Origin of the sequence: Ancylobacter rudongensis, assembly GCF_900100155.1 — a bacterium.
Classification (GTDB): domain Bacteria; phylum Pseudomonadota; class Alphaproteobacteria; order Rhizobiales; family Xanthobacteraceae; genus Ancylobacter; species Ancylobacter rudongensis.
On sequence record NZ_FMTP01000003.1, the window covers coordinates 452,833 to 479,826 of the forward strand.

28 protein-coding genes are annotated in these 26,994 nt (G+C 69.1%); 16 read left to right on the forward strand and 12 right to left on the reverse strand.

From position 1 onward, the window contains the following. The first annotated feature begins 3 nt into the window (after positions 1–3). Positions 4–1,242 (forward strand): MFS transporter, encoded by a 1,239-nt coding sequence (locus BLO63_RS10250; protein ID WP_425284330.1) that lies wholly within the window; start codon positions 4–6, stop codon positions 1,240–1,242. 22 nt (positions 1,243–1,264) lie between these two features. Here the strand turns inward: BLO63_RS10250 and BLO63_RS10255 are convergent, their stop codons facing one another. Both BLO63_RS10255 and tal read right to left on the reverse strand, forming a co-directional pair. Continuing rightward, positions 1,265–2,020, reverse strand: coding sequence for a sulfite exporter TauE/SafE family protein (locus tag BLO63_RS10255; protein WP_091439888.1), 756 nt, complete (start codon positions 2,018–2,020; stop codon positions 1,265–1,267). A gap of 74 nt (positions 2,021–2,094) precedes the next feature. Then, a complete protein-coding gene (gene tal, locus BLO63_RS10260) occupies positions 2,095–3,066 on the reverse strand; it encodes a transaldolase (protein ID WP_091439891.1) in 972 nt (323 codons plus the stop codon). A 217-nt stretch (positions 3,067–3,283) separates the two neighbouring features. Here tal and BLO63_RS10265 point away from each other — a divergent pair, with 217 nt between their 5' ends. Genes BLO63_RS10265 through BLO63_RS10275 form a run of 3 tightly spaced genes read left to right on the forward strand, consistent with a single transcriptional unit; the run spans position 3,284 to position 5,359 of the window. After that, positions 3,284–4,126, forward strand: a complete 843-nt coding sequence (locus tag BLO63_RS10265; protein ID WP_091439894.1) for a hypothetical protein — start codon at positions 3,284–3,286, stop codon at positions 4,124–4,126. Between the two features lie 34 nt (positions 4,127–4,160). Beyond that, positions 4,161–4,811 carry a chromate transporter gene (locus BLO63_RS10270; protein WP_091439897.1) on the forward strand — a complete coding sequence of 217 codons (651 nt, stop codon included), beginning with the start codon at positions 4,161–4,163 and terminating at the stop codon, positions 4,809–4,811. After that, positions 4,808–5,359, forward strand: a complete 552-nt coding sequence (locus BLO63_RS10275) for a chromate transporter (RefSeq protein WP_091439901.1) — start codon at positions 4,808–4,810, stop codon at positions 5,357–5,359. The genes BLO63_RS10270 and BLO63_RS10275 overlap by 4 nt, the downstream gene beginning before the upstream one ends. An 8-nt stretch (positions 5,360–5,367) precedes the next feature. Here BLO63_RS10275 and BLO63_RS10280 read toward each other — a convergent pair whose 3' ends face one another. Further along, positions 5,368–6,063 carry a TIGR00266 family protein gene (locus BLO63_RS10280; RefSeq protein ID WP_091439904.1) on the reverse strand — a complete coding sequence of 232 codons (696 nt, stop codon included), beginning with the start codon at positions 6,061–6,063 and terminating at the stop codon, positions 5,368–5,370. 205 nt (positions 6,064–6,268) lie between these two features. Here BLO63_RS10280 and BLO63_RS10285 point away from each other — a divergent pair, with 205 nt between their 5' ends. Continuing rightward, positions 6,269–6,622: a hypothetical protein gene (locus BLO63_RS10285; RefSeq protein ID WP_091439907.1), complete on the forward strand. Its 354-nt coding sequence runs from the start codon at positions 6,269–6,271 to the stop codon at positions 6,620–6,622. A 216-nt stretch (positions 6,623–6,838) separates the two neighbouring features. Next, a complete protein-coding gene (locus BLO63_RS10290; protein WP_091439910.1) occupies positions 6,839–7,516 on the forward strand; it encodes a YoaK family protein in 678 nt (225 codons plus the stop codon). 25 nt (positions 7,517–7,541) lie between these two features. Here BLO63_RS10290 and BLO63_RS10295 read toward each other — a convergent pair whose 3' ends face one another. Beyond that, complete coding sequence (locus tag BLO63_RS10295; protein WP_091439913.1) at positions 7,542–8,117, reverse strand: DUF6101 family protein; 576 nt, start codon at positions 8,115–8,117, stop codon at positions 7,542–7,544. Positions 8,118–8,364: 247 nt separating this feature from the next. Between BLO63_RS10295 and BLO63_RS10300 the strand changes: the two genes are divergently transcribed. From BLO63_RS10300 to lpxK, 5 genes are read left to right on the forward strand one after another with little or no spacing between them, the layout of a single operon-like run. Further along, positions 8,365–9,174: a 3'(2'),5'-bisphosphate nucleotidase CysQ gene (locus BLO63_RS10300; protein WP_091439916.1), complete on the forward strand. Its 810-nt coding sequence runs from the start codon at positions 8,365–8,367 to the stop codon at positions 9,172–9,174. Between the two features lie 28 nt (positions 9,175–9,202). Continuing rightward, the gene (locus BLO63_RS10305; RefSeq protein ID WP_091439917.1) at positions 9,203–9,448 is read left to right on the forward strand and encodes a DUF4170 domain-containing protein; all 246 of its coding nucleotides are present in this window, start codon (positions 9,203–9,205) and stop codon (positions 9,446–9,448) included. 15 nt (positions 9,449–9,463) lie between these two features. Further along, positions 9,464–10,234: a lysophospholipid acyltransferase family protein gene (locus BLO63_RS10310; RefSeq protein WP_091439920.1), complete on the forward strand. Its 771-nt coding sequence runs from the start codon at positions 9,464–9,466 to the stop codon at positions 10,232–10,234. Positions 10,235–10,240: 6 nt separating this feature from the next. Further along, positions 10,241–11,536: a 3-deoxy-D-manno-octulosonic acid transferase gene (locus tag BLO63_RS10315; RefSeq protein WP_091439922.1), complete on the forward strand. Its 1,296-nt coding sequence runs from the start codon at positions 10,241–10,243 to the stop codon at positions 11,534–11,536. Positions 11,537–11,541: 5 nt separating this feature from the next. Beyond that, on the forward strand, positions 11,542–12,561 hold the full coding sequence (gene lpxK / locus BLO63_RS10320) for a tetraacyldisaccharide 4'-kinase (RefSeq protein ID WP_244517795.1): 1,020 nt from the start codon (positions 11,542–11,544) through the stop codon (positions 12,559–12,561). Between the two features lie 40 nt (positions 12,562–12,601). Here the strand turns inward: lpxK and BLO63_RS10325 are convergent, their stop codons facing one another. Both BLO63_RS10325 and xseA read right to left on the reverse strand, forming a co-directional pair. Beyond that, positions 12,602–12,826: a DUF2093 domain-containing protein gene (locus BLO63_RS10325; RefSeq protein WP_091439924.1), complete on the reverse strand. Its 225-nt coding sequence runs from the start codon at positions 12,824–12,826 to the stop codon at positions 12,602–12,604. 96 nt (positions 12,827–12,922) lie between these two features. Further along, on the reverse strand, positions 12,923–14,536 hold the full coding sequence (xseA, locus tag BLO63_RS10330) for an exodeoxyribonuclease VII large subunit (protein ID WP_091439926.1): 1,614 nt from the start codon (positions 14,534–14,536) through the stop codon (positions 12,923–12,925). 85 nt (positions 14,537–14,621) lie between these two features. On the opposite strand from xseA, the gene BLO63_RS10335 reads away from it, so the two are divergent. The 5 genes from BLO63_RS10335 to BLO63_RS10355 all read left to right on the forward strand — a co-directional run bounded on the left by BLO63_RS10335 (position 14,622) and on the right by BLO63_RS10355 (position 20,135). Continuing rightward, on the forward strand, positions 14,622–14,843 hold the full coding sequence (locus BLO63_RS10335; RefSeq protein WP_143007064.1) for a hypothetical protein: 222 nt from the start codon (positions 14,622–14,624) through the stop codon (positions 14,841–14,843). A 146-nt stretch (positions 14,844–14,989) separates the two neighbouring features. Then, complete coding sequence (locus BLO63_RS10340; protein WP_091439932.1) at positions 14,990–15,934, forward strand: glycine--tRNA ligase subunit alpha; 945 nt, start codon at positions 14,990–14,992, stop codon at positions 15,932–15,934. A gap of 29 nt (positions 15,935–15,963) precedes the next feature. Further along, positions 15,964–17,283: an MFS transporter gene (locus tag BLO63_RS10345; RefSeq protein ID WP_091439933.1), complete on the forward strand. Its 1,320-nt coding sequence runs from the start codon at positions 15,964–15,966 to the stop codon at positions 17,281–17,283. A 107-nt stretch (positions 17,284–17,390) separates the two neighbouring features. After that, positions 17,391–19,628 carry a glycine--tRNA ligase subunit beta gene (glyS, locus tag BLO63_RS10350; RefSeq protein WP_091439936.1) on the forward strand — a complete coding sequence of 746 codons (2,238 nt, stop codon included), beginning with the start codon at positions 17,391–17,393 and terminating at the stop codon, positions 19,626–19,628. 330 nt (positions 19,629–19,958) lie between these two features. Beyond that, positions 19,959–20,135, forward strand: a complete 177-nt coding sequence (locus BLO63_RS10355) for a DUF3096 domain-containing protein (RefSeq protein WP_091439938.1) — start codon at positions 19,959–19,961, stop codon at positions 20,133–20,135. A gap of 66 nt (positions 20,136–20,201) precedes the next feature. Here the strand turns inward: BLO63_RS10355 and BLO63_RS10360 are convergent, their stop codons facing one another. The 6 genes from BLO63_RS10360 to fdhD all read right to left on the reverse strand — a co-directional run bounded on the left by BLO63_RS10360 (position 20,202) and on the right by fdhD (position 26,978). Beyond that, a complete protein-coding gene (locus BLO63_RS10360) occupies positions 20,202–21,074 on the reverse strand; it encodes a Cof-type HAD-IIB family hydrolase (RefSeq protein WP_091439940.1) in 873 nt (290 codons plus the stop codon). After that, positions 21,071–22,615 (reverse strand): glucose-6-phosphate dehydrogenase, encoded by a 1,545-nt coding sequence (zwf, locus tag BLO63_RS10365; protein WP_091439942.1) that lies wholly within the window; start codon positions 22,613–22,615, stop codon positions 21,071–21,073. Before zwf ends, BLO63_RS10360 begins: the two co-directional genes overlap by 4 nt. A gap of 18 nt (positions 22,616–22,633) precedes the next feature. Beyond that, positions 22,634–23,779, reverse strand: a complete 1,146-nt coding sequence (gnd, locus tag BLO63_RS10370) for a phosphogluconate dehydrogenase (NAD(+)-dependent, decarboxylating) (protein WP_342028862.1) — start codon at positions 23,777–23,779, stop codon at positions 22,634–22,636. Positions 23,780–23,782: 3 nt separating this feature from the next. Further along, positions 23,783–25,612, reverse strand: coding sequence for a monovalent cation:proton antiporter-2 (CPA2) family protein (locus BLO63_RS10375; RefSeq protein ID WP_091439947.1), 1,830 nt, complete (start codon positions 25,610–25,612; stop codon positions 23,783–23,785). A gap of 240 nt (positions 25,613–25,852) precedes the next feature. Next, on the reverse strand, positions 25,853–26,140 hold the full coding sequence (locus tag BLO63_RS10380) for a formate dehydrogenase subunit delta (protein WP_205409302.1): 288 nt from the start codon (positions 26,138–26,140) through the stop codon (positions 25,853–25,855). Continuing rightward, positions 26,130–26,978, reverse strand: coding sequence for a formate dehydrogenase accessory sulfurtransferase FdhD (gene fdhD / locus BLO63_RS10385; protein WP_091439952.1), 849 nt, complete (start codon positions 26,976–26,978; stop codon positions 26,130–26,132). The genes BLO63_RS10380 and fdhD overlap by 11 nt, the downstream gene beginning before the upstream one ends. Positions 26,979–26,994 lie beyond the last annotated feature (16 nt).

Here is a 26,994-nt window from a genome sequence, read left to right on the forward strand (position 1 = left end):
CGTATCGTGACCGCTGCTTCCTCTTCCGCGCCGCCCAATGGGCGCACGCCCTTCATCATCGGGCTCGGTGTCGCCCAGCTCTGCTCCTGGGGCAGCCTTTACTACAGCTTCCCGCAGATCGCGCAGGCGATGGGCACCGATCTCGGCTGGTCGAAGGCCGATCTCTATGGTGCGGCCACTCTGGGGCTCGCTCTGGCCGGCCTCGCCGCCTATCCGGTCGGTGCGGCCATCGACCGGGGCCATGGGCGGGTGATCATGGCCGGGGCCTCGCTGCTCGCCGGCGCGCTGCTGGTGCTGTGGGCGCAGGTGGAAAGCCTGGCGCTGTTCTATGTCGCGGTGGCGGGCATCGGCGCGGTGCAGGCGGCAACGCTCTACGAACCCGCCTTCGCCGTCGTCGCCCGTCGGGCCGGGCCGCTGCGGGCGCGCGCCGGCATCACCGCGCTCACCTTGTGGGGCGGCTTCTCCTCCACCGTGTTCATCCCGCTGATCCAGCTTCTCCTCGACACGCTGGGCTGGCGCGAGACGTTGCTGGTGCTGGGCGCGGTGAACATCCTTGTCTGCGCCACCATGAACTTCCTCGCCGCCGATGCGCGGCACGACCGGGCCGCGCCGCACGCCCAATCCCGCCGCCTGCCCGGCGCGCCGCGCTCGGTGATCGGCCAGGTGATCCGCCAGCCGGTGTTCTGGGCGCTGGCGGTGGCCTTCACCGCCTATGCCGCCATGTTCTCCGGCTTCACCTTCCACATGTACCCGCTGCTGGTGGAGCGCGGATTCGACACGGCGACGGTGGTGAGCGCCCTCGCCCTCATCGGTCCGGCGCAGGTCGGCGGGCGGGTGGTGGTGTCGGTGCTGGCGCCGCGCGCGCCGGTACGGGTGGTGGGGGCGGTCATCGTCGCGGTTTTCCCGCTCGCCTTCCTGGCGCTGGAGCTGATGCCGCCCGACTTCGCCTTCGTGGCGCTGTTCGCGCTCGCCTATGGCGCGGTCAACGGCATCCTCACCATCGTGCGCGGGCTGGTGGTGCCGGAACTGCTGACGCGGCGCGCCTATGGCGCGGTCAACGGGGCGCTGGCGGTGCCCGCCACCTTCTCCCGCGCGCTGGCGCCGGCCGGCATGGCCATGCTGTGGACCGCCACCGGCTCCTATGACGCCGTGCTGGTGGCGGTGATCGCCCTCGCCAGCGTGCTGGCGCTGGGCTTCTGGTGCGCGGCGGCGATGGCGCAGCCGCTCGCGGAGGGGGATTAGCCCGCAAGATTAGCCCGGTAGACTAGGCAGCAAGGCCCATCGCGCCGTCCCAGGTGAGCTTCAGCGAGATGAGGAAGAGCGCGCCCATCACCAGCTTGTAGAACAGCGCCTCGGGGAGGCGCCTCGTGAGCCAGACCCCGACGAAGGTCGCCGCCACCGCCACCGGCATCAGCGCCGCCGTGACCGTCAGATTGGCCGGGTTGAGCTGGCCGAGCGCGGCATAGGGGATGAGCTTGATGGCGTTGATGGCGGCGAAGGCGAGGGTGGTGGTGCCGGCATAGACCATTTTCGGCAGGCGCTGCGGCACCACATACATCTGGTAGGGCGGCGCCCCGCCATGGCTGACGAAGCTGGTGAAGCCCGACACCGCACCCCAGAACAGCCCGCGTGGCACATCCGCCGGCCGCGCCTCACGCCCCGCCCCGCCAAGCCAGCGGATCAGGCAGAAGGCGAGGCCGATCAGCCCGACGATCAGCATCACCATCGCGTCGGTGACGAGGGAGGCGGTGGCCCAGCCGATGCCGATGCCGAGCGTGGCGGCGGGAATGAGGATGGCGAGGTTGCGCCCGGAGAATTCGCGCCGATAGGCCCAGACGCCGAACATGTCGCTGATGACATAGACCGGCAGCAGGAGGCCGGCGGCCGTCACCGGGGACATGAACAGCGCCAGGGTCGGCACGGCGAGCGAGCCGATCATCGGCACCCCGCCCTTGCTCATGCCGACGAAGAAGGCGGCAAGGCCGGCGGCGAGGGCAAAGCCGAGATCGGGCACGAACATGACGGCAGGGACCGGCGGAAGAAACGAAAGAGGAGGGCGCCGCCCTCCTCCGCAGTTCAGGAGCGCGAACGGTTTCAGGCCGCCTTGGCGCCCTCGATCCGCTTGGCGACCAGTGCGCGCAGCGAATTGAGGTCGCGGACGAACTGGCGGATGCCCTCGGAGAGCTTTTCCGTCGCCATCGCGTCCTCATTGAGGGCGAAGCGGAACGCCTTCTCGTCGAGATGCAGCCGCTCCGGCGCGCCCTCGGTGTTGGCGGGGTCGAGCTTGCGCTCCAGCGTGCCCTCGTCGGCGGCGAGCTGGTCGAGCAGCGAGGGGCCGATGGTCAGCCGGTCGCAGCCGGCCAGCGCCTCGATCTCGCCGGTGTTGCGGAAAGAGGCGCCCATGACGACGGTCGGGATGCCGTGCTTCTTGTAGTAGGCATAGATCTGCCGCACCGAGACGACGCCGGGGTCGGTCTCGGCCGTGAACGGGCCTTCGCCCGCCTTCACATGCCAGTCGAGGATGCGGCCGACGAAGGGCGAGATGAGGAAGGCGCCGGCATCCGCCGCCGCCGCCGCCTGGGCGAGCGAGAACAGCAGGGTGAGATTGCAGTCGATGCCTTCCTTCTGCAGAACCTCCGCCGCGCGGATGCCCTCCCAGGTCGAGGCGATCTTGATGAGGATGCGCTCGCGGCCGACGCCACGCTCCTCATAGGCCTTGACGAAGGCGCGCGCCTTGGCCAGCGTCGCTTCCGTATCGAAGGAGAGGTCGGCATTCACCTCGGTGGAGACCCGGCCGGGGACGATCTTCGACAGTTCGGCGCCAAAGTTCAGCGCCAGCCGGTCGCAGGTCGCGGCGACGACAGCCTCCGAGGTGCCGCCCTGCTTGGTGCCCCAGGCGAGCGCTTCGTCGACGAGGGAGGAATAGGCCGACATTTCTGCCGCCTTGAGCAGCAGCGTCGGGTTGGTCGTGCAGTCCTGCGGCTTCAGGCGGCGAACCGTCTCGATATCGCCGGTGTCGGAAACGACAACGGTCATGGCACGCAGTTGGTCGAGCTTGGAGGGCATGGCGCTATCTCTCTTCTCGCGGGAAAGGACCCCCGTGGTCCTGTCCGCAGGCACGGAGCGACGGATCGGCTTCGTTGGACCACATTTGGGGCGCTTTCTTCAAGCTGCGCAATCAATGACGCGCATGTGACGTCTCCCTTGAAGCGGCCTTGTCGCGGCGCCGTGAGAGGCGTAAATCTCTCAACCCGGCGTGCGGCTTGGGCCAGCGGGACCTTCCATGGACGATATTCACTACCTCGAATACAAAATCCTGCTCCGCCCGGAGCGCTTCTTCGATCCGCACCAGTTCGAGGTCTACTGGCACAAGCTGGGCCTGATCGCCCCCGAGTTCAAGGTCGGGGTGACGACGAACAAGGACGGCTTCAAGCGCCAGGTGCGCGAGGTCCTGTTCTACGACACGCCCGATTACGACCTTTACCGCAACGCCTTCATTCTGCGCAAACGCACCTTCTATACCGATGGCTGGCCCGAGCCGGAGCATGAGCTGACGCTCAAGTTCCGCCATCCCGAGCTCGCGGTGGCGGCGGCGGTCGATGTGGTGCCGCATCTGAGCGGCCAGGCCGACATCAAGTTCAAGGAAGAGCTGCTGCCGCTGAAGGACAGCCTGGGCGGCATGCGCTCGCTCTATTCGCACAATTGCGTCCTGCTCAGCCCCGGCCTTGTGCTGAATGAGGGACTGGAGCGCATCACCTCCGTGTTCCCGGAACTGGCCGAGCACTGCCCGGCCGACAAGGCCGCCACCATCTCGCTGGTCAACAACCTGCCGGTGGAAGAGGTGCAGGTGAATGTCGGCTCGTTCGATTTCGGCCATGGGCTTACCGCCAAGGCGACCATCTCGGTCTGGCGCGACCGCGCCACCGAGAGCGCGATCATCGGTGAATTCGCCTTCCAGGCGAAGTTCGACCGCTACGACGCGGTGCATGCCAAGGCCCGCGAGCGCTCGGAGGCGTTCTTCAAGGCGGCGCAGACCCGCGCGCCCGAATGGGTGAAGCTTGGCGCCACCAAGACCGCGCTGGTCTATAATTTCGGCAAGCAGCTCGTGGCCAGCCACGAGGGCTGACGCCGGCCTCCTCGCATCTGGGAACGCCCCCGCCATGAGCCCCTCCCTGCCGCCGGCTCCCGGCGCCGCGCATGCCGCCGACGCCCCTGTCGCCGAGGCGCCCGCCGCCTATGCGGTGCCGCAGGACGTGCGGCTATGGGACATCTTCGTCACCTTCCTGTTCATCGGCGCCATCAGCTTCGGCGGCGGCGTGGTGGCGTATCTGCGGGCCAGCCTGGTGCTGAAGAAGGGCTGGCTCGACGAGGAACATTTCCTCTCGGCGCTGGAGATCGCCCAGGCGCTGCCCGGCCTCAACGCCACCAATATGAGCATCATCGTCGGCGACCGGCTGCGCGGCATCGCCGGCGCCATCGTCGCCTTCACCGGCATGACGCTGCCCGGCGGCAGCATGGTGCTGGCGCTCGGCGTCGCCTATGCCGCCAACGCCCATAACCCCTATGTCAACGCGGCCCTGGTCGGGGTGGGCGCGGCGGCGGTCGGCATGCTCTCGGCGGTCACGCTGCAGATCGGCCACAAGCAGCTCGGCCAGATGCTGAACGTCGCCATCATCGCCGCGACCGTGCTGATGGTGAGCTTCCTGCACATCTCGCTGGTCTGGGTGCTGCTCACCGTCGGGCCGGTGGCGGTGTTTCTGTTCCGCCCGCGCAAGGATGACGCCGGCACGGGCGAAGGGGAAACCTCATGAACGAGAACCTGTCGGTCCTCGGCGTCTTCTCGCTGCTGTCGATCCTCGCGGTGGGCGGCGGCGCCGCCGTGCTGCCGGAAACCAAGGCGCTGGTGGTCGAGACCCATCACTGGCTGAACGACGACCAGTTTCGCGACATTTACGGCCTCGGCCAGGTGGTGCCCGGGCCGAACATGCTGATGGTGATCGTCATCGGCTACCACGTCACCGGCTTTCTCGGGGCGCTGATGGCCTTTGTCGGCTTCTTCCTGCCGGCCGGGGCGATCTCCTGGGCGGCCTCGCGGGTCTGGGACCATTTCGAGGGCTCGCCCTGGCGCCGCTCGCTGCAGCAGGGGCTGGCGCCGCTGGTGGTCGGGCTGATGGCGTCGGGCACCATCTCCATCGCCCGCACGGCGATCGACGGCCGGCTCACCATCATCATCGCCTTCGCTGTGTTCGCCGGGGTCTATTGCGTCAAGAAGATCAACCCGGCGCTGCTGGTGCTCGGCGGCGGGCTGGTCGGCCTCGCGCTGCTCAGCGGCACCGGCGCCGGCATGCCACCGCCCTAAAGCGCCGCCTACCCCCGGCGCTCGGGCAGATAATGGCTGATCGCATGGGCAAGGCCCGGCGCGGTCAGGCTCTGCAGCCACACCTTGCCGGGGCCGGAGAGCCGCACCAGAAACAGCCCGTCGCCGCCGAACAGCGCGTTGCGCACGCCGCGCATCGTCGTCAGCTCAAAGGCGACGCTCTCCTCGAACAGGCCGACATGGCCGGGATGGACGAGCAGTTGCTGGCCGGCCTGCAGCTCATAGGTGACGAGCTCGCCGCTCAGCTCGACAAAGGCGCTGGCCCGGCCGGCGAGCTTCTGCAGGATGAAGCCCTCGCCGCCGAACACCGCCCCGCCCAGCGTCTGCTGGAAGGCGGTCGTCACCTCGATGCCGGGCGTACCGCAGACAAAGCCGTGCCGGTGGACGAGATAGCCGCGCCCGGGCTCGATCTCGATCTCCACGAAGCTGCCGGGCAGCTTGGCGGCGAAGGCGACATTGCCGGGCCCGCGCTCGGCATGGAACTCGGTCATGAACAGCCCGCCGCCGGAGACCGCACGGCTCATCAGCCCGAGCAGTCCGCCCGCGCCGCCCCCTGCGGTGGAGGTGGTGAGCGCGATATCGCCGGACATCCAGGACAGCTGGTCCGGCACGCCGACGACCCGGTCGCCGGGTTCGAGCTGGAGTTCGAGAACGGGGAGCGTGGTGCCGATGATCTTCGAGCGCATGGAAGGTCTCCGGGGGCGGCGCGCGCGGCGCGGCGCGCGGTCAATCGGGGGAGCGGAAGCCGAGTGTAAGCGGCGCGCGGCGCGCTGTCGCCCGCCGGTTGCCCGCCTTGAGAAATTTCCATTGCCGCATGGGGTTACGGCTGGCACGAGGCAGGGCTCGTGCTATCCTGCCTCGCTATCGCCATCTTTCCCTCGGGAGTGCTTCATGCGTCGTCCCTCCGTTACGTCCGTTCTCGCGCTGCTGCGCCGGGCGGTCTTCGCCGCCGCTCTGGTTTTTGCCGCCTTCACCGCCGTCGGCCTGACCACCAGCACGGCCGAAGCCGGCGTCGCCACGCCGGGCCTTGCCTCACCCTCCGCCGCCGCGCTCGATATCCTTGCACCGACGACCGCGCTTACCGAGACCGTGCGCTGGGTCTGCGGTCCGTTCCGCTGCTTCTGGCGGCCGAACTGGAACAACTGGTACGTGCCCCCCTATGCCCGCGGCTGGGGCCCGCCGCTGCGTCCGAACTGCTTCTGGCGTCGCGGCTGGGGTGGCGGCTGGGTGCATGTCTGCCCCTGACGCAGCCCGGCCTTGTTGCGGGTCTGCCGCCGAGGGGCGTGCCTGATCGTGAGAGGAAGGGCGCATTTCGTGCGCCCTTTTTCATGTCCGCACGTTGCCCAGCCACCCCCTGCTTGACGGCCCTTCTGGCCGCCGCTTTCTTGGGCTCCGCCCTTTTCTTGACCGCCCTGCCGCACCCCCGCCCTTCGTCGAAGGAGCGGGAGACCCGAGACGCCGATGACCGATGCCGGTTCCCGCCCGCTTCTGTTCGCCACCTTCGCCACCCTCATCGCCGGCTTTGTCGACGCCGTCGGCTACGCCCATCTCGGCGGGCTGTTTCTCTCCTTCATGAGCGGCAACAGCACCCGGCTCGGCATCCAGCTGGCCGAGGGGCACTGGCCGCTGGCGCTCTTGACCGCCTCGGTCATCGCCAGCTTTGTCGCCGGCGCCTTCTTCGGCACGCTGATCACCGACGCGGTGGGCGAATGGAAGCTGGTCGCGGTGCTCGGCAGCGAGGTGCTGCTGTTCGCGCTGGCGGCGGGGTTGGCCGGCCTTGATGTCGGCCGGCTGGCGCTGCTGCCGGTGGCGCTCGCCATGGGCATGCAGAACAGCGTGCACCAGATCATCGCCGGGGCGGATATCGGCAAGAGCTTCGTCACCGGGGCGCTGTTCGGCCTCGGCCAGGCGCTGGCGCGTTGGGCGCGGGGGCGAGGCAAGCCGGTGGAGGCGCTGGCCTATGCCGGCTCCTGGGCGTCGTTCGTGACCGGTGCCGGCATCGGCGCCACGCTGCTGGCGGCGACCGGGCTTGTGCCGGCGCTGGTGGCTGCGTGCCTTTTGCTGGCAGGCCTCACGGCGACCGCCTTCGCCTTCCACGGCCATCTGGTGAGGCCGTTCGGGCTGCAGGGGGGCGACTGACCAGCGAGTGAGCCGGGCGCCGCGCTCAGTCCCGCGCGCTCAGTTCGCGTTCGCCGCGATGCACGGTGAGCTCGCCCGGGCGCCCGGCGCCGCGCCGGCGGTAGACGCTCGGCCGGCGGTGCTTGAGCGCGCCCCGGCGCGCCCGGCGCCCGCGCACCTCGCCAAGGGTGAGCCGGCCGATCATCGCAGTGGCCGGCCGGTGGCACCCATCCGCCTGCGTCACCAGCATCGGTCGGCCGAGCGCCGCGCTCCAGCCCCGCCATTCCGCCACCACATCGTCGATATGGGGCGCGCTGTAGAGCGTGACCGACAGCGCCGGATCCTCATGCACCAGCACGATGGCGACGCCATCATCCCAGCCCTCCGGATCGAGCAGCGCCACCGCCAGCCCGAGATAGGCGTTGAGCGGGCGCGCCGCCTTCATCGCCACCCCGGCGACGCGGCGGCGCAGCACCACCTCGTCGTGGCCGATCTCGATCTGGCGCCAGCCGTCATCGGCGCCGGCATCGGCGGCGTCGAACCGCAGCGGCCAGTCTTCCGCCGTGGTCGGGCGCGCCAGCGCTACATAGGGCTCGAACGCCGCGCTGGACCCGGCTGGCATCGTCTGTGCTTCCATCTTCCGTTGACGCATCACGCAACTCCCCGCCGATCTTCTGGCTCTGTGGCCTCGGTCGTGGGGACACCCTAGTCGCGGGCGGCTGCCGGCCCGCTTAAGGGACATGGTTGACCGTTTCTTCTCGGCCGGGAATGGCACCTATGCTTGATGAAAGCTTGTCGGAATGGCTCGCAATGCCGATATCGCGTTTGCAATCCTGATCTCTCCCGCGTACTCCCCGCCAATGGAACCCATGTCCACTTTTGCCGCCGACACGCCCCGCCCTGATCCTCTCGCCGATCCGGCGGTGGCGGCGCGGCATCTGGCCGAGGCGGTGGTCGCGGCTGGCGCGGTGGCGGTGGACATGTTCCGCGCCGGCGTGAAGAGCTGGTCGAAGCACAATGATTCCCCCGTCACCGAGGCCGATCTCGCCGTCGACGTGATGCTGCGCGAGCGCCTGAGCCTGGTCGGGCCGGACTATGGCTGGCTGTCGGAGGAGACGGTGGACGAGCCCTCCCGCCTGTCGCGGCGGCGGGTGTGGATCGTCGATCCCATCGACGGCACCCGCGCCTATATGGCCGGGCGCGCCGACTGGTGCGTCGAGGCGGCGCTGGTGGAGGACGGCCGTCCCATTGCCGGCGCCCTGTTCGCCCCCGTCACCGAGGAGCTTTTCATTGCCGTGCTCGGCGGCGGGGCGACGCGCAATGGCCAGCCGATCCGGGTGTCCACCACCCACGCGCTGGCCGGCGCCGTGATCGACGGCCCGGCCCCCTGGCTGGCCCATCTCGACCACGCTGGCAGCTGGCGCCGGGTCGATCGCATCCGTTCGCTGGCGCTGCGCCTCGCCCGGGTTGCCACCGGCGAGCTCGACGCGGCGCTGGCCTCGCCCAACGGCAATGATTGGGACCTTGCCGCAGCGGACCTTTTGGTGCACGAAGCAGGCGGACGACTGACCACGCTCGACAGTCGTCCGCTCGCCTATAACGCGCCGGTACCGCGGCATGGGGCGCTGGTTTCCGCCGGCAGCCTGCTGCATCCGGCTCTCATAGCTGTGGCGCGCTGACGATCCCCGAGCACAGGACGCGACCGGAATGCCCGAGACCACCAGTCCCCAGCTTCTGCACCTCGTCTTCGGCGGCGAGCTGGAGAAGATCGACGGCGTCACCTTCAAGGATCTCGACGCGCTCGACGTCGTCGGCGTGTTTCCGAACTACGCCACCGCCCACGCCGCGTGGAAGGCGAAGGCGCAGCAGACGGTCGACCAGGCGCAGACGCGCTATTTCATCGTGCACCTCCATCGCCTGCTGGATCCGGACGCCAGCGCGAAGACCAGCTGACCGCCGGCATTTCGCATGTGGCGTCGACTGCGCACCTCACCGACGGTCCGCACCGTTCTCGGGCGCGGCATGGCGTCCTATCTGCGCCTGGTCTGGCGGACCCAGCGGGTAGTCATGGAGCCGGCCAATCTCTATGAGCTGGCCGACGCCCAGCTGCCGATGATCCTGACCTTCTGGCACGGCCAGCATTTCCTCACCCCCTTCCTGGTGCGGCCCTATCACCGCGCCAAGGTGATGATCTCGCGCAGCGCCGATGCCGATGTGAACGCCATCGCCGCCGAGGCGCTCGGCATCGGGGCGGTCCGCGGCTCGGGCGCGCAGGGGCGCGATTTCCGCACCAAGGGCGGGTTCAACGCCACGCTGGAAATGATCCGCCATCTGGCTGAGGGCACCAATGTGGCGATGACGGCGGATGTGCCGAAGATCTCGCGCCTTGCCGGCCTCGGCGTCGTCACCATCGCCAAGCATTCGGGCCGGCCGATCTACCCGGTCGCCATCGCCACGTCGCGGCGCATCATCGCCCGCAGCTGGGACAAATCGGCCATCCACCTGCCCTTCGGCCGCGCGGCCGTTGTCGCCGGCGACGGCGTACGGGTGGCGGCCGATGCCGGGCCGGCCGAGCTGGAAGCGGCGCGGCGCGAGGTGCAGCGCCAGCTGGAGGTCGCCACCGCCCGCGCCGAGGAACTCGTCGGCCGGCCGGAGGAGGCAAGGGCGCTCGCCCGCAAGGCGCAGGCCACGGCCACAGGGGCCGTCGATCCCGCGGCCGCCCCGTCGCGCAACGGCTAGCGCGCCATGGACCGCGCCCGCTCTCCCCTTCTCGTGCGCCTCTACCGCACGGCGACCTGGCTCGCGACGCCCTTTGTCGGCCTGTTGCTGGCGCGCCGGCTGAAGCGCGGCAAGGAAGATGGCGCGCGGCTCACCGAGCGCTATGGCCGGGCCAGCGCACCACGCCCGCGCGGGCCGCTGGTGTGGGTGCACGGCGCCAGCGTCGGCGAGATGATCGCGGTGCTGCCGCTGATCGAGCGGCTGCGCGCGCGCGGCTTTCGCGTGTTGTTCACGTCAGGCACGCTGACCTCGGCCCGGCTCGCCCAGGCGCGGCTGCCGCCGGATGTGCCGCACCAGTTCGTGCCGCTGGATTCGCCGCTCTTCCTTCGCCGCTTCCTCAAGCACTGGCGGCCGGATCTGGTCCTGCTGGTGGAATCGGAACTGTGGCCCAATCTCATCCTGGAGGTGAACGCCCGTTCGACGCCGCTGGTGCTGGTCAATGCGCGGATGTCGCCCTCCTCCTTCGCCAACTGGCAGCGCGTCCATGCCAGCGTGTCGGCGCTGCTGGCGCGGGTCGATCTCTGCCTGGCCCAGGGGCCGGAGGATGGCGAGCGGCTGCGCCAGCTCGGTGCGCCGCGCGTCACCGTGACCGGCAATCTCAAATTCGACGCCCCCCCGCCGCCGGTCGACATCGCCGCCTTCGACGCGCTGCGGCTGGCGACCGCCGGGCGCGTGGTGTTCGTCGCCGCCTCCACCCATCCGGGCGAGGAGGAGATCGTCATCGAGGCGCATCAGCGGCTCGCCAAGGAACTGCCGAACCTGCTCACCGTCATCGCCCCGCGCCATCCCGAGCGCGGCACGGCGGTGGTGCAGCTGGCGACGGCGGCGGGATGCCCGGCGGTGCTGCGCAGCGATGGCTACCGGCCCGACAAGGGCACCGCCATCTATGTCGCCGACACGATCGGCGAGCTCGGCCTGTTCTACCGCCTCGGCCCGGTGGCACTGCTCGGCGGCTCGCTGGTGCGCAAGGGCGGGCAGAACCCGATCGAGCCGATCAAGCTCGACACCGCGATCGTGCACGGGCCGCATGTGACCAATTTCAATGCGCTTTATGCCCGGCTCGACGAGGCCGGCGGCGCCGCGCTGGCGACCGACGGGCGCACCCTGGCCGCGGCCATCTACATGCTGCTCGCCGACGGCGCCTCACGGCAGAAGATGATCGCGGCGGCGCAGGTCACGGTGGACAGCTTCGGCGGCGCGCTGGAGCGCACGCTGGGCGCCATCGATCCCTATCTGGTACAGATCAGGCTGGAGAGGCACTGAACGTCATGCGGGCACCCGCTTTCTGGTGGCGTCGGGAACGCGGGCGGCTGGCGCAGCTGCTGGCGCCGCTCGGCGCGCTGGTGGGCGGGGCGACGCTGGCCCGGCTGCGCCGGCCCGGCACCGATGTCGGCGTGCCGGTGATCTGCATCGGCAACCCGACCGTCGGCGGGGCCGGCAAGACGCCGACCGTGATCGAGATCGCCCGTCGCCTCAGCCTGCGCGGCCACAAGCCGGCCGTTCTCACCCGCGGCTATGGCGGCCGGCTGAAGGGGCCGGTGCGGGTCGACCCGCTGCTGCATGGCGCCGACGAGGTGGGCGACGAGCCGCTGCTGCTGGCCCGCAGTGCCCCGACCTTCGTCGCCCGCGACCGCCTCGCCGGCGCGCAGGCCGCCGCCCAGGCGGGGGCGGATGTCCTCATCATGGATGACGGCTTCCAGAGCCCGGCGCTGGCCAAGTCGCTGTCGATCCTCGTCATCGATGCCGGGGTGGGCGTCGGCAACGGCCTGTGCCTGCCGGCGGGGCCGCTGCGCGCGCCGCTCGCCCCGCAGCTGGAGCGGGCGCAGGCGCTGCTCGTCATCGGCGAGGGCGCGCCGGGCGAGCGCGCCGCCCGCGAGGGCTATGCCGCCGGCATCGTGGTGCTGCGCGGAAGGCTGGCGCCGGAAGCGCAGGCGGTAGCGCGGCTGTTCGGCAAGCGCGTGCTGGCCTATGCCGGCATCGGCCGGCCGGCCAAGTTCTTCGAGACGCTGCGCACGCTCGGCGTGCTGCCGGTCGTGACCCGGGCCTTTCCCGATCACCACGTCTATACCGCGTCGGAAGTGCAGGAACTGCGCGCCCAGGCCGAGGAGATGGATCTCCTGCTCGTCACCACCGAGAAGGACGCCATGCGCCTGGCCGGCAGCGAGATCGGCCAGCATCTGATCGAGGTGTCGGACGTGCTGCCGGTGCGGATGGCGCTGGAGCCGCAGAGCGCCAAGGCGCTGGAGCGCATGCTCGGCGGGCTGGAAGCGGGCCCGCGCGAGCATTAGAACACGCTCTTATCGATCAGGCGGCGCGCGTCGCTCGGGATCAGGTCGGCTTGGCCCGCTCCGGATAGAGCCGCGCCAGCACGGCTTCCGGCGTGGCATAGGCCTCCTGCAGGTCGACGCTCCAATAGCGCAGCTCGTCGAGCGGGATCGCCTCGCCGGTCACGGCGCAGCGCACGAAGGTGCCGGGACGCACGACGCGGAAGTCGCCGTCGAGATAGCGCACTTCGGCTTCACCCGAGGCGGAGAATCGTTCGAAGCGGTTCATGGTCCCGCTCATCCTGTCGGTTCGGTTACCGCGACAATAAAGAGCCGGCCGGGGGTCCGGCAAGCCCGTGGCCACTACGTATCGGCGTTGCGGCCCTCAGCTGTCAAACAAGGTGGGCTGGCGGGGCTGGTCCGGCAAGGGGGCCGCGCGCGCCTTCGCCGGCTTGCGCGCCGGCCGGGAAGGCGAGGGTGGCGCGTCCGGGGCGCTGGCCGTCGCCTGCACCGCCACCCGGCCGTCGCGGAACTCGATCTCCAGCGCGTCGCCGGCATGGATGCCGGCCGCCGCGTGGACCGGCGCGCCGGCGCTATCGCGGACGAGCGCATAGCCACGCGCGAGCACCCCCTTATAGGACAGCGCCGTCAGCAGCTTGGCGACGCCGTCCAGCCGGGCGCCACGCTCGAGCGCCTGCTGGCGCTGGCAGCGCTGCAGCCGCGTGCGCAGATTTTCCAGTCGCTCGCGGCCGCGCTCGCGGCGGTCGCGCTGCGACTGCGCGATCAGGCGCAGCCGCGTTTCGGCGCCGGTGAGGCGCAGCCGGTGAGCGGCGGTGGTGGCGCTCAGCCCGCGCGGCAGCCGGGCAGTGATCGCAGCGAGCCCTTCGCGCCGCCGGGCGAGGGCGGTGGTGAGGATGTGCGGGCCGAAGCGGCCCTCCGTGCGGGTGAGCCGCAGCCGGTGGGCGCCGGCATTCGCCTTGAGCGCCCTCGGCAGGCGCTGTCCGGCCATGTCGAGGCGCTGGCGCGGCACGGCGAGCACCGCATCGGCGCTCGGCAGCAGCCGGGCGAGGCCGCGCAGGTCGCTGCGCCGCCGGTCGATTCCACGAGCGAAACAGGCGCGCAAACGCGCATGCAGCTGCGCCACCTCGGCGACGAGATCGGCCCGCACCGGCACCGCCATCTCCGCCGCCGCCGTCGGGGTGGGGGCGCGCAGATCGGCGGCGAAGTCGATCAGCGTCACATCGGTCTCGTGGCCGACGGCGGAGATCAGCGGGATGGCGCTGTCGGCCACCGCCCGCACCACGCTCTCCTCGGAAAAGCCGAGCAGATCCTCCAGCGAGCCGCCGCCGCGCGCGACGATGAGCACGTCGGGGCGGGGAATCGGGCCGCCGGGAGCAAGAGAATTGAAGCCGCGAATGGCGGCGCTGACCTCTCCCCCGCACGTATCCCCCTGCACCCGCACCGGCCACACCAGCACATGGCGGGGGAAACGGTCGTTCAGCCGGTGCAGAATGTCGCGGATCACCGCCCCGGTGGGCGAGGTGACGACACCGATCACGCGCGGCAGGAAGGGCGGGCGGCGCTTGCGCTCGGGCGCGAACAGCCCCTCGGCGGCGAGGCGGTTCTTGCGTTCCTCCAGCATCGCCATGATGGCGCCGGCACCGGCGAATTCCAGCTGCTCGATGACGATCTGGTAGGAGGATTTGCCGGGAAAGGTGGTGATGCGGCCGATGGCGACCACTTCCAGCCCCTCTTCCGGGCGCAGCTTCAGCCGGCCGAACACGCCCTTCCACACCACGGCGTCGAGCCGGGCATTGGTGTCCTTCAGGCTGAAATAGGCATGGCCGGAGGAATGCGGGCCGCGATAGCCGGAAATCTCGCCGCGCACCCGCACATGGCCGAATGAATCCTCCACCGTGCGCTTCAGCGCGCCGGAGAGTTCCGAGACGGTCCAGTCGGGGGCGTTGGAGACGGGCGATTCGGAGAGGCTGTCGGGCATGGGGAAGTGATAATGGGTTTTGGCCGGGGCGGAAACGGGGCGGCGATGGTGGCTCGTCCGAACTCTCGGGCATTGATCGGCCGGAATGAACGGGTCAAGCTGCGCCATGGGCCCAATCCGTCGCACCATCAATTTCCTGATTGCGCTGTCGATGTCATCGGCAGGCGTTGTCATCACGGCGTATCTGATTTTCTTCGCCGACGGCTGGAGGGGATGGATGTTAATGGGCAGCGGTGTGATGGCTTTTGCCGGCCTCTATTGGCTGTGGGCGGATTTCATAGAGCCGGGTTCTCGCCCGGAGTGCTGACTCACCCGATCCCGACTCGCCCTGCGGCCGTCAGGGATGACGGCGGGTGGCGCGCGATGACGACGATCGGCCTTGGCCGCCACCTTGATCCCCGCCCTTCCCCGGCCTAGGTTGCGCCGCCTTTCCCGCCAACCGCCGGCTCATCCATGATCGATCCCGCTTTGCCGCCGCATATGCGCCCCGACAAGTCGTTCCAGGGGCTCATCCTCGCGCTCCATGCCTTCTGGGCGGACAAGGGCTGCGTCGTGCTGCAGCCCTATGACATGGAAGTCGGCGCCGGCACCTTCCACCCCGCCACCACGCTGCGCGCGCTCGGGCCGCTGCCGTGGAAAGCCGCCTATGTGCAGCCCTCGCGCCGGCCCAAGGATGGGCGCTACGGCAAGAACCCCAACCGGCTGCAGCATTATTACCAGTACCAGGTGATCCTGAAGCCCTCGCCCGCCGGCCTGCAGGACCTCTACCTCGCCTCGCTCTCGGCCATCGGCATCGACCTCAATCTGCACGATGTGCGCTTCGTCGAGGATGACTGGGAAAGCCCGACGCTCGGCGCCTGGGGGCTGGGCTGGGAGTGCTGGTGCGACGGCATGGAAGTCTCGCAATTCACCTATTTCCAGCAGGTGGCCGGCTTTGAATGCGCCCCCGTCGCGGGCGAGCTGACCTATGGTCTGGAGCGCCTCGCCATGTATGTGCAGGGGGTCGAGAACGTCTACGACCTCAACTTCAACGGCCGCGAGGGCGACGAGAAAGTCACCTATGGCGACGTGTTCCTGCAGGCGGAAGAGGAATATTCCCGGCACAATTTCGAGCATGCCGATACCGACATGCTGTTCGAGCAGTTCCGCATGGCCGAAAGTGCGGCGGCGAAATATCTTGAAGCGGGCTGGGAAGACGCCAGCAAGGCCCGCCATCTGATGGCGCAGCCGGCCTATGACCAGTGCATCAAGGCCAGCCACGTGTTCAACCTGCTGGACGCGCGCGGGGTGATCTCCGTCACCGAGCGGCAGAGCTACATTCTGCGCGTGCGCGAACTGGCCAAGGCCTGCGGTGCGGCCTGGCTCGCCACCGCAGCAGGTGGCACCCCCGCGCCCTGACCCACCACCGCCCGCGCGGAGCCGTGTCCATGGCCAGCCTCGACATTGCGCATGGCAGCGATAGCAGACCGGCGACCGCTCCGCCCGCCGCCGCGCCGGCGGGTCCGCGCGCGCTGCTCGCCGGGGCGCTCGGCAATGCGCTGGAATGGTATGATTTCGCCGCCTACGGCTTCCTCGCCGCGATCTTCGCCAAGAACTTCTTCCCCGACAGCGATGCCTTTGTCGGGCTGATCGCGGCCTTCGGCGTGTTCGCCGCCTCCTTCGTCATGCGCCCGGTGGGGGGCATCGTCTTCGGCCATATCGGCGACCGCTACGGCCGGCGGCAGGCGCTGTTCATCTCCGCCGCGATGATGACGGCGTCGACCGTCGCCATCGGCCTGCTTCCGACCTACGCGGCGATTGGCGCGCTCGCGCCGCTTCTGTTGCTGCTGCTTCGGCTGCTGCAGGGGCTTTCCATCGGCGGCGAATACACGACGTCGGCGATCTTCCTGGCCGAGAACGCCAAGGTGCGCCGGCGCGGGCTTATCGCCTCTTTCGCCGGCTGCGGCGCCTCCGGCGGCACGCTGCTCGGCTCGATGGTGGGCGCGGCCACCGCGACACTGATGAGCACCGATGACCTCATCGCCTGGGGCTGGCGCATCCCGTTCCTGCTCGGCATTCTGCTCGGCGGCTTCACCCTCTATCTGCGCGGCTCGTCCGCCCATGGGAATGAGCCGCCGGCGCGGGCGCACCGGCCCGGCCGGCTGCCGCTGATCGAGGCCATGCGCTCGGACGGGCGGGAGATGATCCGCGCGGCGGTGCTCAACCTCACGCTCGGCGTCAGCTTCTACATGCTGTTCGTCTACCTCACGACCTATATGCAGCAGGTGGACGGGCTGACCGAGCGGCTGTCGCTGCAGATCAACACGGTGAGCATGGTCGCGGTGCTCGGGCTGGCGCCGGTTTTCGCCGCACTGTCGGACCGGGTGGGGCGCAAGCCGGTGGTGTGCGGCGGGCTGATCGGCCTCATCCTGTTCTCCTGGCCGTTGTTCCGCCTGCTGGATTCGGGCGATGCGGGCGCCGCGCTTGTGGGACAGCTCGGCTTCGCGGTGCTGGTCGCCGCCTATGCCGGGCCGATGCCCTGCGTGCTGGTGGAGATGTTCCGCCCGGCGACGCGGTGCAGCGCGCTCTCGCTCAGCTACAATCTCGCCCTCGGCCTTGCCGGCGGCACCGCGCCGATGGTGGCGGTGTATCTGGTCAACCGCGAGCAGTTCGACATGGGCCCGGCCGTCTATCTCATCGCGGTGGCGGCGGTCTCGCTCATTGCCGCGCTGACGATGAAGGAAGGGCGCGGCCGCGTGCTTTCCTGAACGTGACGCCTCCCCTCGCGCGGCCCGACGTGCTAGGGCCTGCCGCGACCTTCCCGCAAGGGCGCCCGCCGCAAGGCGCCGCCCGCCAGCCGACGTGACGCAGCGCCATGCCCGATCTTCTGCTCGAACTGTTCTGCGAAGAAATCCCCGCCCGCATGCAGGCCGGCGCGGCGGAAAGCCTGCGCAAGCTCGTCACCGATGCGCTGGTGGAGCGCGGCCTGGTCTATGAGGGCGCCAAGGCGTTCGTCACCCCGCGCCGGCTGGCGCTCGCCGTGCATGGCCTGCCTGCCCAGCAGCCGGACACGCATGAGGAGCGCAAGGGCCCGCGCGTCGGTGCCCCGCAAGGCGCGATCGACGGCTTCCTAAAGGCCGCCGGCCTCACCTCCATTGAGCAGGCGAGCATCGAGAGCGACCCGAAGAAGGGCGAGTTCTATGTCGCCCGCCTGCACAAGCATGGCCGCGCCACGCCTGAGGTGATCGCCGAGATCATCCCGCAGGTGATCCGCGCCTTCCCCTGGCCGAAGTCGATGCGCTGGGGCAAGGGCTCGTCCAGCCCCACCACGCTGCGCTGGGTGCGCCCGCTACAGTCCATCGTCTGCACCTTCGGGCCGGAGACCGAGGAGCCGGAAGTCGTGGCCTTCGAGGTCGACGGCATCCGCTCGGGCGATGTGACGCGCGGCCACCGTTTCCTCTCGGAAGGCACGATCCGCGTGCGCCGGCTGGAAGACTGGATGGCCAAGCTGGAGGCCGCCTTCGTCGTGGTCGACCGCGAGCGCCGCAAGGACATCATCCTCAACGACGCCAAGGACCTTGCACTCGCGCAGGGGCTGGAGCTGGTGGAGGATGCCGGCCTGCTGGAGGAGATCGCCGGGCTGGTGGAATGGCCTGTCGTGCTGATGGGGTCGTTCGACCCGGCCTTTCTCGACGTGCCGGACGAGGTGATCCGCGCCACCATCCGCGCCAACCAGAAGTGCTTCGTTTTGCGGGACCCCGCCACCGGGCGCCTCGCCCGCCGCTTCATCCTGGTGTCGAACCTTGCCGCCAGCGATGGCGGCGCGGCGATCATCGCCGGCAATGAGCGCGTCATCCGCGCCCGGCTGTCGGACGCCAAGTTCTTCTGGGAGACCGACCAGAAGACCAACGCCACCGTGCCGCTGGCGGAACGGCTGGAACGGTTCGGCAACGTCACCTTCCACGAAAAGCTCGGCTCGCAGCTGGAGCGCATCCGCCGCATCGCCGCGCTGGCGCGCGAACTCGCGCCCGTGGTGGGGGCCGACCCGGACCTTGCCGAACAGGCCGCGCTCTACGCCAAGAGCGATTTGCGCACCGAAGTGGTGGGCGAATTCCCCGAAGTGCAGGGGCTGATGGGCCGCTACTACGCCCGGCTGGAAGGTCTGCCCGAGGAAATCGCTGCGGCGGCGGAAGAACACTACAAGCCGCAGGGCCCGACCGACTTTGTTCCCACCGCGCCGGTCTCGGTGGCGGTGGCGCTGGCCGACAAGCTCGACACGCTGGTCGGCTTCTGGGCCATCGACGAGAAGCCGACGGGCTCCAAGGACCCCTATGCGCTGCGCCGCGCGGCGCTGGGCGTGGTGCGGATCGTGCTGGAGAATGGGCTGAAACTGAGGCTGGGGCAGTTCTTTCGTTCGCTGTTCCGATCGGGTATGACCGCGAAAGTTGAGGTCGGAACCACAACAGTTGTAACGGGATTGTTTGGCACGAGAATTTTGGGGGCCGTACTTTCTGATACCGCATTAAGCTTTGAACAAGCGCGCGACCTAGTTTCGGAAACACTGGATATTCAGGCCGAATCTCTGACGACGGACCTCCTCTCCTTCTTCGCCGACCGTCTGAAGGTCCATCTGCGCGAAGCGGGTGCCCGCCACGACCTCGTCGACGCGGTGTTCGCCCTTCCCGGCCAGGACGACCTGCTGCTCGTGGTGAAGCGCGTCGAAGCCCTTGGGCGGTTCCTTTCCACCGAGGACGGCAAGAACCTGCTCGCCGGCACCAAGCGCGCGGCGAATATTCTGCGCATCGAGGAGAAGAAGGACGGCGTCACTTACGAGGGCGGCGTCGATATGGTGCTGCTGCACGAGCCGGAGGAACGAGCGCTGGCCGACGCCATCGCCGCGCTCGGCCCGCAGATCGAGGCGGCGCTGGCCGGTGAGGATTTCGAGGCCGCCATGGCGCTGCTCGCCGGCCTGCGCGCCCCGGTCGATGCCTTCTTCGAGAAGGTGACGGTGAACGCGGAAGACCCGGCGCTGCGGGTCAACCGCCTGCGCCTGCTCGCCGACATCCGTGCCGCCACCCGCTCCATCGCCGATTTCGACCGCATCGAGGGGTAGGGGGCGCGGCCTCTCCCTTCGAGGCGGCCCGCGGGCGAAATCACGCCCTCATCCCCGGGCTTGACCCGGGGACCCAGGGACTTGAAAGCCCAGCCCGTCAGGCTGAGGCGGCGCCGCAGGCGCCCTCGACGCACGCAGGCGCGAAGCAACCAGCCCACCACCGTCCGCAGCGCGCCATCCTTCGCGGCGCGCGGCGCGCGCACCTCAGGATGACGGTGCAGGGGCGGAGCGCTCGGCGCGGACAGCGCCCTCCCCCTGCTTGCACAGACGCGGGCGCGGAACCATCCTGCGCGCGGCGGCTTATGTCGTTACCACCCAGCGGAGCGTCCCATGGATATCAACATCATCGCCATCCAGCCGATCGTCGCGCTGATCGCCGGCATCCTCATCCTCGTGATGCCGCGCCTGCTCGCCTATATCGTCGCCATCTACCTGATCTTTATCGGCATCTCGGGCCTCATCGGCCCCGGCGGATTCGACAATATCGGCCAGCGGCTCGGCATCTAGCGCCACAACCGGACGCGGCGCCGGGTCCTCCCGCCAAGGCGGGAGGACATCTCACGTCACGCCGGGCTAGGCGCCGGGCGCGCGGGGCAGCACGAAGCGCTCGATGGCGTGGGCGACGCCGTCCTCCTCATTGGTGAGGGTGACGAAATGCGCCTGCTGCTTCACCTCCGGCGCGCCATTGCCCATGGCGATGGCAAGGCCGCCGACGGCGAACATCGGCAGGTCGTTCGACATGTCGCCGATGACAGCCACCTCGTCGAGCGCCACCCCATAGTGCCGGGCGAAGGCGCGCACCGCATAGCCCTTGTCGGTGCCGGGCGGTGTCATGTCGAGATATTTGGCCTGCGAGCGCCGCGCCGTGGCGCCTGTGCCCACCAGCGCCTGCAGCTCCGGCTCGCTCGCCGCCAGCATGTCGAAATCGGTCGAGGAGAACACGATCTTGCCGGCGCGGGTGATGTGGTCGCCGAAATCTTCCACCACTGTCGGCTGGAACGCCACGGTGCGGGTCTCCCCGGCGACATAGGTGCTGTCTGGGTCGGTGACAAACCACTCATTGTCGGCGAACACCCAGATCGAGGCGCCGCGCGGCTTCATCAGGGCGATGCCGGCACGGGCCGCCTCGGCGGCGACGAAATGCTCCTCCACCACCGAGAAGTCGCGGCGCAGGATGGAGCCGCCATTGAAGCCGCCGAACAGATCGACATTCAGCGCCTCGACCATCAGCTTCATGCCGCGCGGCGGGCGGGCCGAGACGGCAGCGAAGGCGATGCCGGCGGCGTGCAGGCGGCGCACCGCCTCGATCGTGGCCGGCGTGACCTCCTTGGCCTTGTTCACCAGCGTGCCGTCGACATCCGACACCATCAGGCGGATGCGCGAGGCCGGGGCGCTGGTCGCGCCCCCGCGCTCGTCAATTGCCTCAGCGAGGTTCGATACGCTCATCGCGGGCGATCCCTTTCGAGCGGAAGCCACTGGAAGCCGTCTTGCGCCAGCATCACGTCCGACATCGCCGGGCCGCTGGAGCCGGCGGAATAGAACTGCACCTCGTTCTCGCCGCCGCTGACCGCCTCCAGGATCGGCTCCACCGCCTCCCAGCCCGCCTCGATCGTGTCGGCCCGCTGGAACAGGGTGGGGTCGCCGCACAGGCAGTCATAGATCAGCGTCTCGTAGCCGGTGCTCGGCGCCGCCTTGAAGTAGTCGGCATATTTGAAGCTCATCTCGACATCCGAGAGCTTGACCTTGCGGCCGGGCACCTTGGCGGCGAAACGCAGCGACACGCCCTCGTCGGGCTGGACATGGATCACCATCAGGTTCGGCTTCAGCGCCGTGGGCAGATGGCGGAACAGCACGCCGGGCGCCCGCTTGAACTGGATGGCGATCTCGGTGCGCCGCACCGCCAGCGCCTTGCCGGTGCGAACATAGAACGGCACGCCGTTCCAGCGCCAGGAATCGACGTAGCATTTCAGCGCCACATAGGTCTCGGTGCGGCTGTCAGGATGCACGTCCTTCTCGTCGCGATAGTCCTTCACCGCCTCGCCATTGACGAAGCCGGCGCGGTACTGGCCGCGCACCGCCGCGCCGATCGCCTCGCTCGGGCGCATGTGGCGGATGGCTTCGATCACCTTGGTCTTTTCCGAGCGCACCGCGTCGGCATCGAAGGAGTTCGGCGGCTCCATCGCCGTCATGGCGAGCAGCTGGAACATGTGGTTCGGCACCATGTCGCGCAGCGCGCCTGTCGCGTCGTAGAAGCCGCCGCGCTGCTCCACCGTCACCGTCTCGGCGGCGGTGATCTGGACATGGTCGATATATTCCTTGCTCCAGATCGGCTCGAAAATGCCGTTGCCGAAGCGCAGCGCCATCATGTTCTGAACCGTTTCCTTGCCGAGGAAATGGTCGATCCGGTAAATCTGGCGCTCGTCGGCCACCGCCAGCAGGCGCCGGTTCAGCGCCTTGGCCGAGGGCATGTCGGAACCGAAGGGCTTTTCCACCACGATATGACGGAAGCTGTCCTCCCCCTCCTCCAGCAGGCCGGCGGCGCCGAGCTGCTCGGAGATGGTGGCGAAGAAGCGCGGCGCCACGGCGAGATAGAACACCGCATTCCCGGTCTGCGCCTTGCGCTGGTCCAGCCGCTCGCGGATGCGCCCATAGGTGGCGGGGTCCTCGAAATCGCCGGAGACGTAGAAGATCCGGCTGACCAGCCAGCGCCAGGTCTCGCCTTCGGTATCGACCGAGCCCGGCAGCTCCCGCACCGCGTCGGTCAGGAAGGCGCGATAATCCTCCTCGCTCTGCGCGACATGGTCGACGCCGACAATGGCGAAGTCGTCGACCAGCACGCCCTCATGGGCGAGGTTGTAGAGCGAGGGCAGCAGCAGGCGCTTGGTGAGATCGCCCGAGGCGCCGAAGATGAAAAAGGTCGAGGCCGGTGCCGGCGCCGTATCGGGCGCCAGCACCTTCTTGCCGAGAACGACGGATTCGCTTCCCATGGATTGCTGGCCCGCCGCTCACTTGGACTTGAATTCGGTATGGCCACCGAACTGGAAGCGCATGGCCGACAGGAGCTTCTCGCCGAAGGTGTGGTCCTGGCGCGAGCGGAAGCGGGTGTAGAGGGCGGCGGAAAGCACCTCGGCGGACACAGCCTCCTCGATCGCCGCCATCACCGTCCAGCGGCCCTCGCCCGAATCGGCGACCTCGCCGGGGAAATCGCTCAGCTGCTCGTCCTTGGTCAGGGCGATGGCGGAGAGATCGAGCAGCCAGGACGACACCACGCTGCCGCGACGCCACACTTCCGAGACGTCGGCGAGATCGAGCGTGAAGCGCTCATTCTCGGGCAGGGCGGTCGAATCCTTGTGCCGGAGAATCTCGAAGCCTTCGGCATAGGCCTGCATCAGCCCGTATTCGATGCCGTTATGCACCATCTTGACGAAATGGCCGGAGCCGGCCGGCCCGCAATGCATGTAGCCGTTCTCGACCCGCGAATCGCGGCCCTCGCGGCCCGGGGTGCGGGGAATGTCGCCAAGGCCGGGGGCGAGGGCGGCGAAGATCGGGTCGAGCCGGTCGACCGCCTCCTTGGTGCCGCCGATCATCATGCAGTAGCCGCGCTCCAGGCCCCAGACGCCGCCTGAGGTGCCGACATCGATATAGTGCAGGCCCTTGGGCTCCAGTTCGGCGGCGCGGCGGATGTCGTCCTTGTAGAAGGTGTTGCCGCCGTCGATGATGACATCGCCCGGCGCCAGCAGCCCGGCCAGGGTAGCGATGGTGCTCTCGGTCGGTGCGCCGGCCGGCAGCATCACCCAGATGGCGCGCGGGGCGTCGAGCTTGGCGACGAGATCGGCGAGGTCGGCGGCGGGCCGGTTGCCTTCGCCACCCAGCTCCGTCACGGCGGCCTCGTTGCGGTCCCACACCACGCAGTCGTGTCCCGCCTTGGTGAGACGGCGCGCGATATTCCCACCCATGCGGCCAAGGCCAACGATTCCGAGCTGCATCTGCTTTTCTCCCCGATACGACGCCAGCGCCCGCGAACCCCGCGGTCCGGGCCAGCGCCCGTTGCATTCAAGCCGAATGTCTAGGCCAAGCCTATGCCGACCATGCGACAATTGAAACGGGCCGGGTGAGAAAGCGCCGCCTTTGACCGATGACGGTGCGTTCACATCTCAGGAAGAGAATTCGGTCTCGTGCTTCAGCACGTCCTCGGCCTCGGGGTTGAGCGGGCGGGCGGGACGCTCGGGAGTGATCAGCGGCTCGGGTTCGAGCGGCAGCGGCCCACGATCCTCGCCCTCGGCGAGCTGCCGGCGGAGCCGTTCCAGGTCGCGCTGGCGCACATCGGCGACGGTGGCCTGAGCGGTAGCGGCGTCGATGCCATTGGCGCGCAGGGCGGCCTCACCAAAGGCCAGCGCCGATTCGAAGGTCTCGCGAATCTCGTAATCCACCCCGCGCCCGCGCAGCGCCACCGCATGGGTCCGGTCGAAGGCCCGCGCATGCAGCCGCACATCGGGCATGTTCTGGCGGATGATCTCGACGATCCGGTCAGTGGTCTCGCGCCGGTCGACGCAGATGGCAACGACCCGTGCCCGCTCGGCACCGGCGGCGCGCAGCACGTCGAGCCGGGTGCCGTCGCCATAATAGATGCGGAAGCCGAAGCGGCCAGCGTTCTGGATCATCTCGACATCATTGTCGATGATCGTGACCTCCATCCCCTGCGCCAGCAGGCATTGCGAGACGATCTGGCCGAAGCGGCCGAAGCCGACGACCAGCACCGAGCCATGGGCGTCGCTGAAATCCTCGCTCGGCAAAGCGGCCTTTCGGCGATCCAGCCGCCGCGCCAGCTGCTCACCAAGCAGTGCCACCGGTGGGCCAAGCAGCATGGTCATCGCGGCGCAGGCGACCAGCATGTCGGACTGGCGCGAATCGATCAGCCCAAGCCCGAGGGCCAGCGGAAACAACACGAAGGAGAACTCGCCCGCCGGCGTCAGCACCGAAGCGGAGCGCACCGCGTCGGCCCGCGTGCTGTCGGAGAAGCGGAACACCGCCCACACCGAGACCGCCTTCACCAGCGTGACCAGCAGCGTGCCGATGATCAGCAGCGGCGCGTTGGCGAGCACCACCGGCAGGTTCATCGACATGCCCACGCCCATGAAGAACAGCGCGATCAACAGGCCGCGAAAGGCGTCGATATTGGCTTCGAGCTCGTGCCGGAAATTCGATTCGGACAGCATGACGCCGGCCAGGAACGCGCCCAGCGCCATCGACATGCCGGCCGCCGCCATCAGCGCCCCGGCCCCCAGCACCACCAGCAGCGCCGCCGCCGTCATCACCTCGCGGGCGCCGGACCGGGCGAGGATGCGGAACAGCGGCGTGAGCAGATAGCGACCGGCACCGATGATGAGCAGCATCGCCCCGACGATGATCGCCACATGCCGCGCCGAATCGAGAAAGCTGTGCTCCTCATGCGTGCCCTGCCCGAGAAAGGGCAGCAGGGCGAGCAGCGGCACGATCGCCATGTCCTGGAACAACAGCACCCCGAAGGCCCGCTGGCCATAGGGCTGGGCGAGTCCGCCCTTCTCCTCCAGCAGCTGCAGCGCGATCGAGGTCGCCGACAGCGCCAGCGCCATGCCGGCCACCAGCGCGCCGCGCCAGTCGAAGCCGGTTGCGGCGTAATGGGTCAGCACCGCAATGGCGGCTCCGCTGAACAGAAGCTGTGCCGTGCCCAGGCCGAAGATCGCCCGCCGCAGCGCCAGCAGCCGCGAGACCTGTAGCTCCAGCCCGATGATGAACAGCAGCAGCACGACGCCGATCTCGGCGACGGTGATGATGCGCTCGGGATCATCGAACGCGCCGATGCCGGATGGGCCTATCGCCACCCCGGCCAGCAGGTAGCCGACGATCGGCGACAAGCCGAGCCGGCGCGCCACCGGAACGGCGATGACGGCGGTGGCGAGAAACACCAGCGCCCCCAGCAGCAATCCGTGACCGTCTTCATGCATGGACCCGCCATCCTCCGCCCGCTGCCCAGCCCCTACGTTAGAGGATCGGATGACGCGCGCCGATGGCGGAAGCGTGATGGTGCGGTGAAGAATTCGCGCGCCGGGCCGCAATTGCGTGATTCGGGCGTTGCGAAAAACGCTGGCGGCCCATGCCCTTACGGAAGGCGCAGGGGGCTGGCGCCGACATGGAAAGGCCGGCAGCGCCCCGCGGCGTGCCGGCCTCTGTCTGCAAAGAGCAAATTAGTGGTGGTGCGCGGTCGGGCCGGGCACGTCGACCGTCGGGCGGGCGGCGGGAATGGTGTCGCGGCTGACCTTGGGCAGCGACTTCAGCGCTTCGAGCACGTCCGGCGCCAGCCCCTCGCCGCCCGCAGCGATATGGTCCTCAATGCGGGCGCGCATGCGCGGATCCCAGAAATCCCTGATGTGCTTGGCGACGCCGGTGACGGTCTTTTCGTGGCCCTGCGGCTGGAAAAACTTGCCGATCTGGTTCGCCATATAGACCAGACGTTCCATCGTGTTAGCCGACATGGGCGATACGCTCCTTCTCTGCCCCGTCCAGCACGATGCGATGGGGGTGGGTAAAGACTTCGAATCCATCATCGCGGGCGATGGCGACGAGGGTGATGCCCGCCTTCTCCGCCGTCCGCAGCGCCAGCGCCGTGGGGGCGGACACTGCCACCAGCACGGAAGCGCCGAGCATGGCGGTCTTCTGCACCATCTCGATCGACACCCGGCTGGTCAGCAGCACCACGCCGCCGCCCGCCGCATGACCCTCGCGGACGAGATGGCCGACGAGCTTGTCGAGCGCGTTGTGGCGTCCGACATCCTCGCGCACCGCCACCAGCCCGGCGGCGGGTTCCCAGAAGGCGGCCGCATGCACGGCGCGGGTCTGGTGATTAAGAACCTGCGCCGGCGGCAGCGAGGCGACGGCACGAGAAATCTCAGTGGCGGTGAACCGCGCCCCGTCGGCCACGGTACGGGCGGGCTTCACCGCCAGTTCCAGGCTCTCCACCCCGCACAGGCCGCAGCCGGTGGGGCCGGCGATCTGACGGCGGCGCGCCACCATCTGGCCGGCGCGCGCCTCGTCGAGCCAGAGCCGCACCTCGACCCCGAGCACGCCGGCCTCGTCCTCGAATTCCAGCGTTTCGATGGACTGCACGTCGGCGAGGCTGTCGATCACGCCCTCGGTCAGGCTGAAGCCATAGCCGAAATCCTCCAGATCCGCCGGCGTCGCCATCATCACGGCATAGGTCGAGCCGTTATGGACGATGGCGACCGGCGTCTCCTCGGGGATCGCCCGCTCGCCCACCGTCGCCCCCGAAGGGGTGACGGCCAGGCGCGAGACGCGGGCGACCGGCGCGATCATCGACGGACGGCTCCGC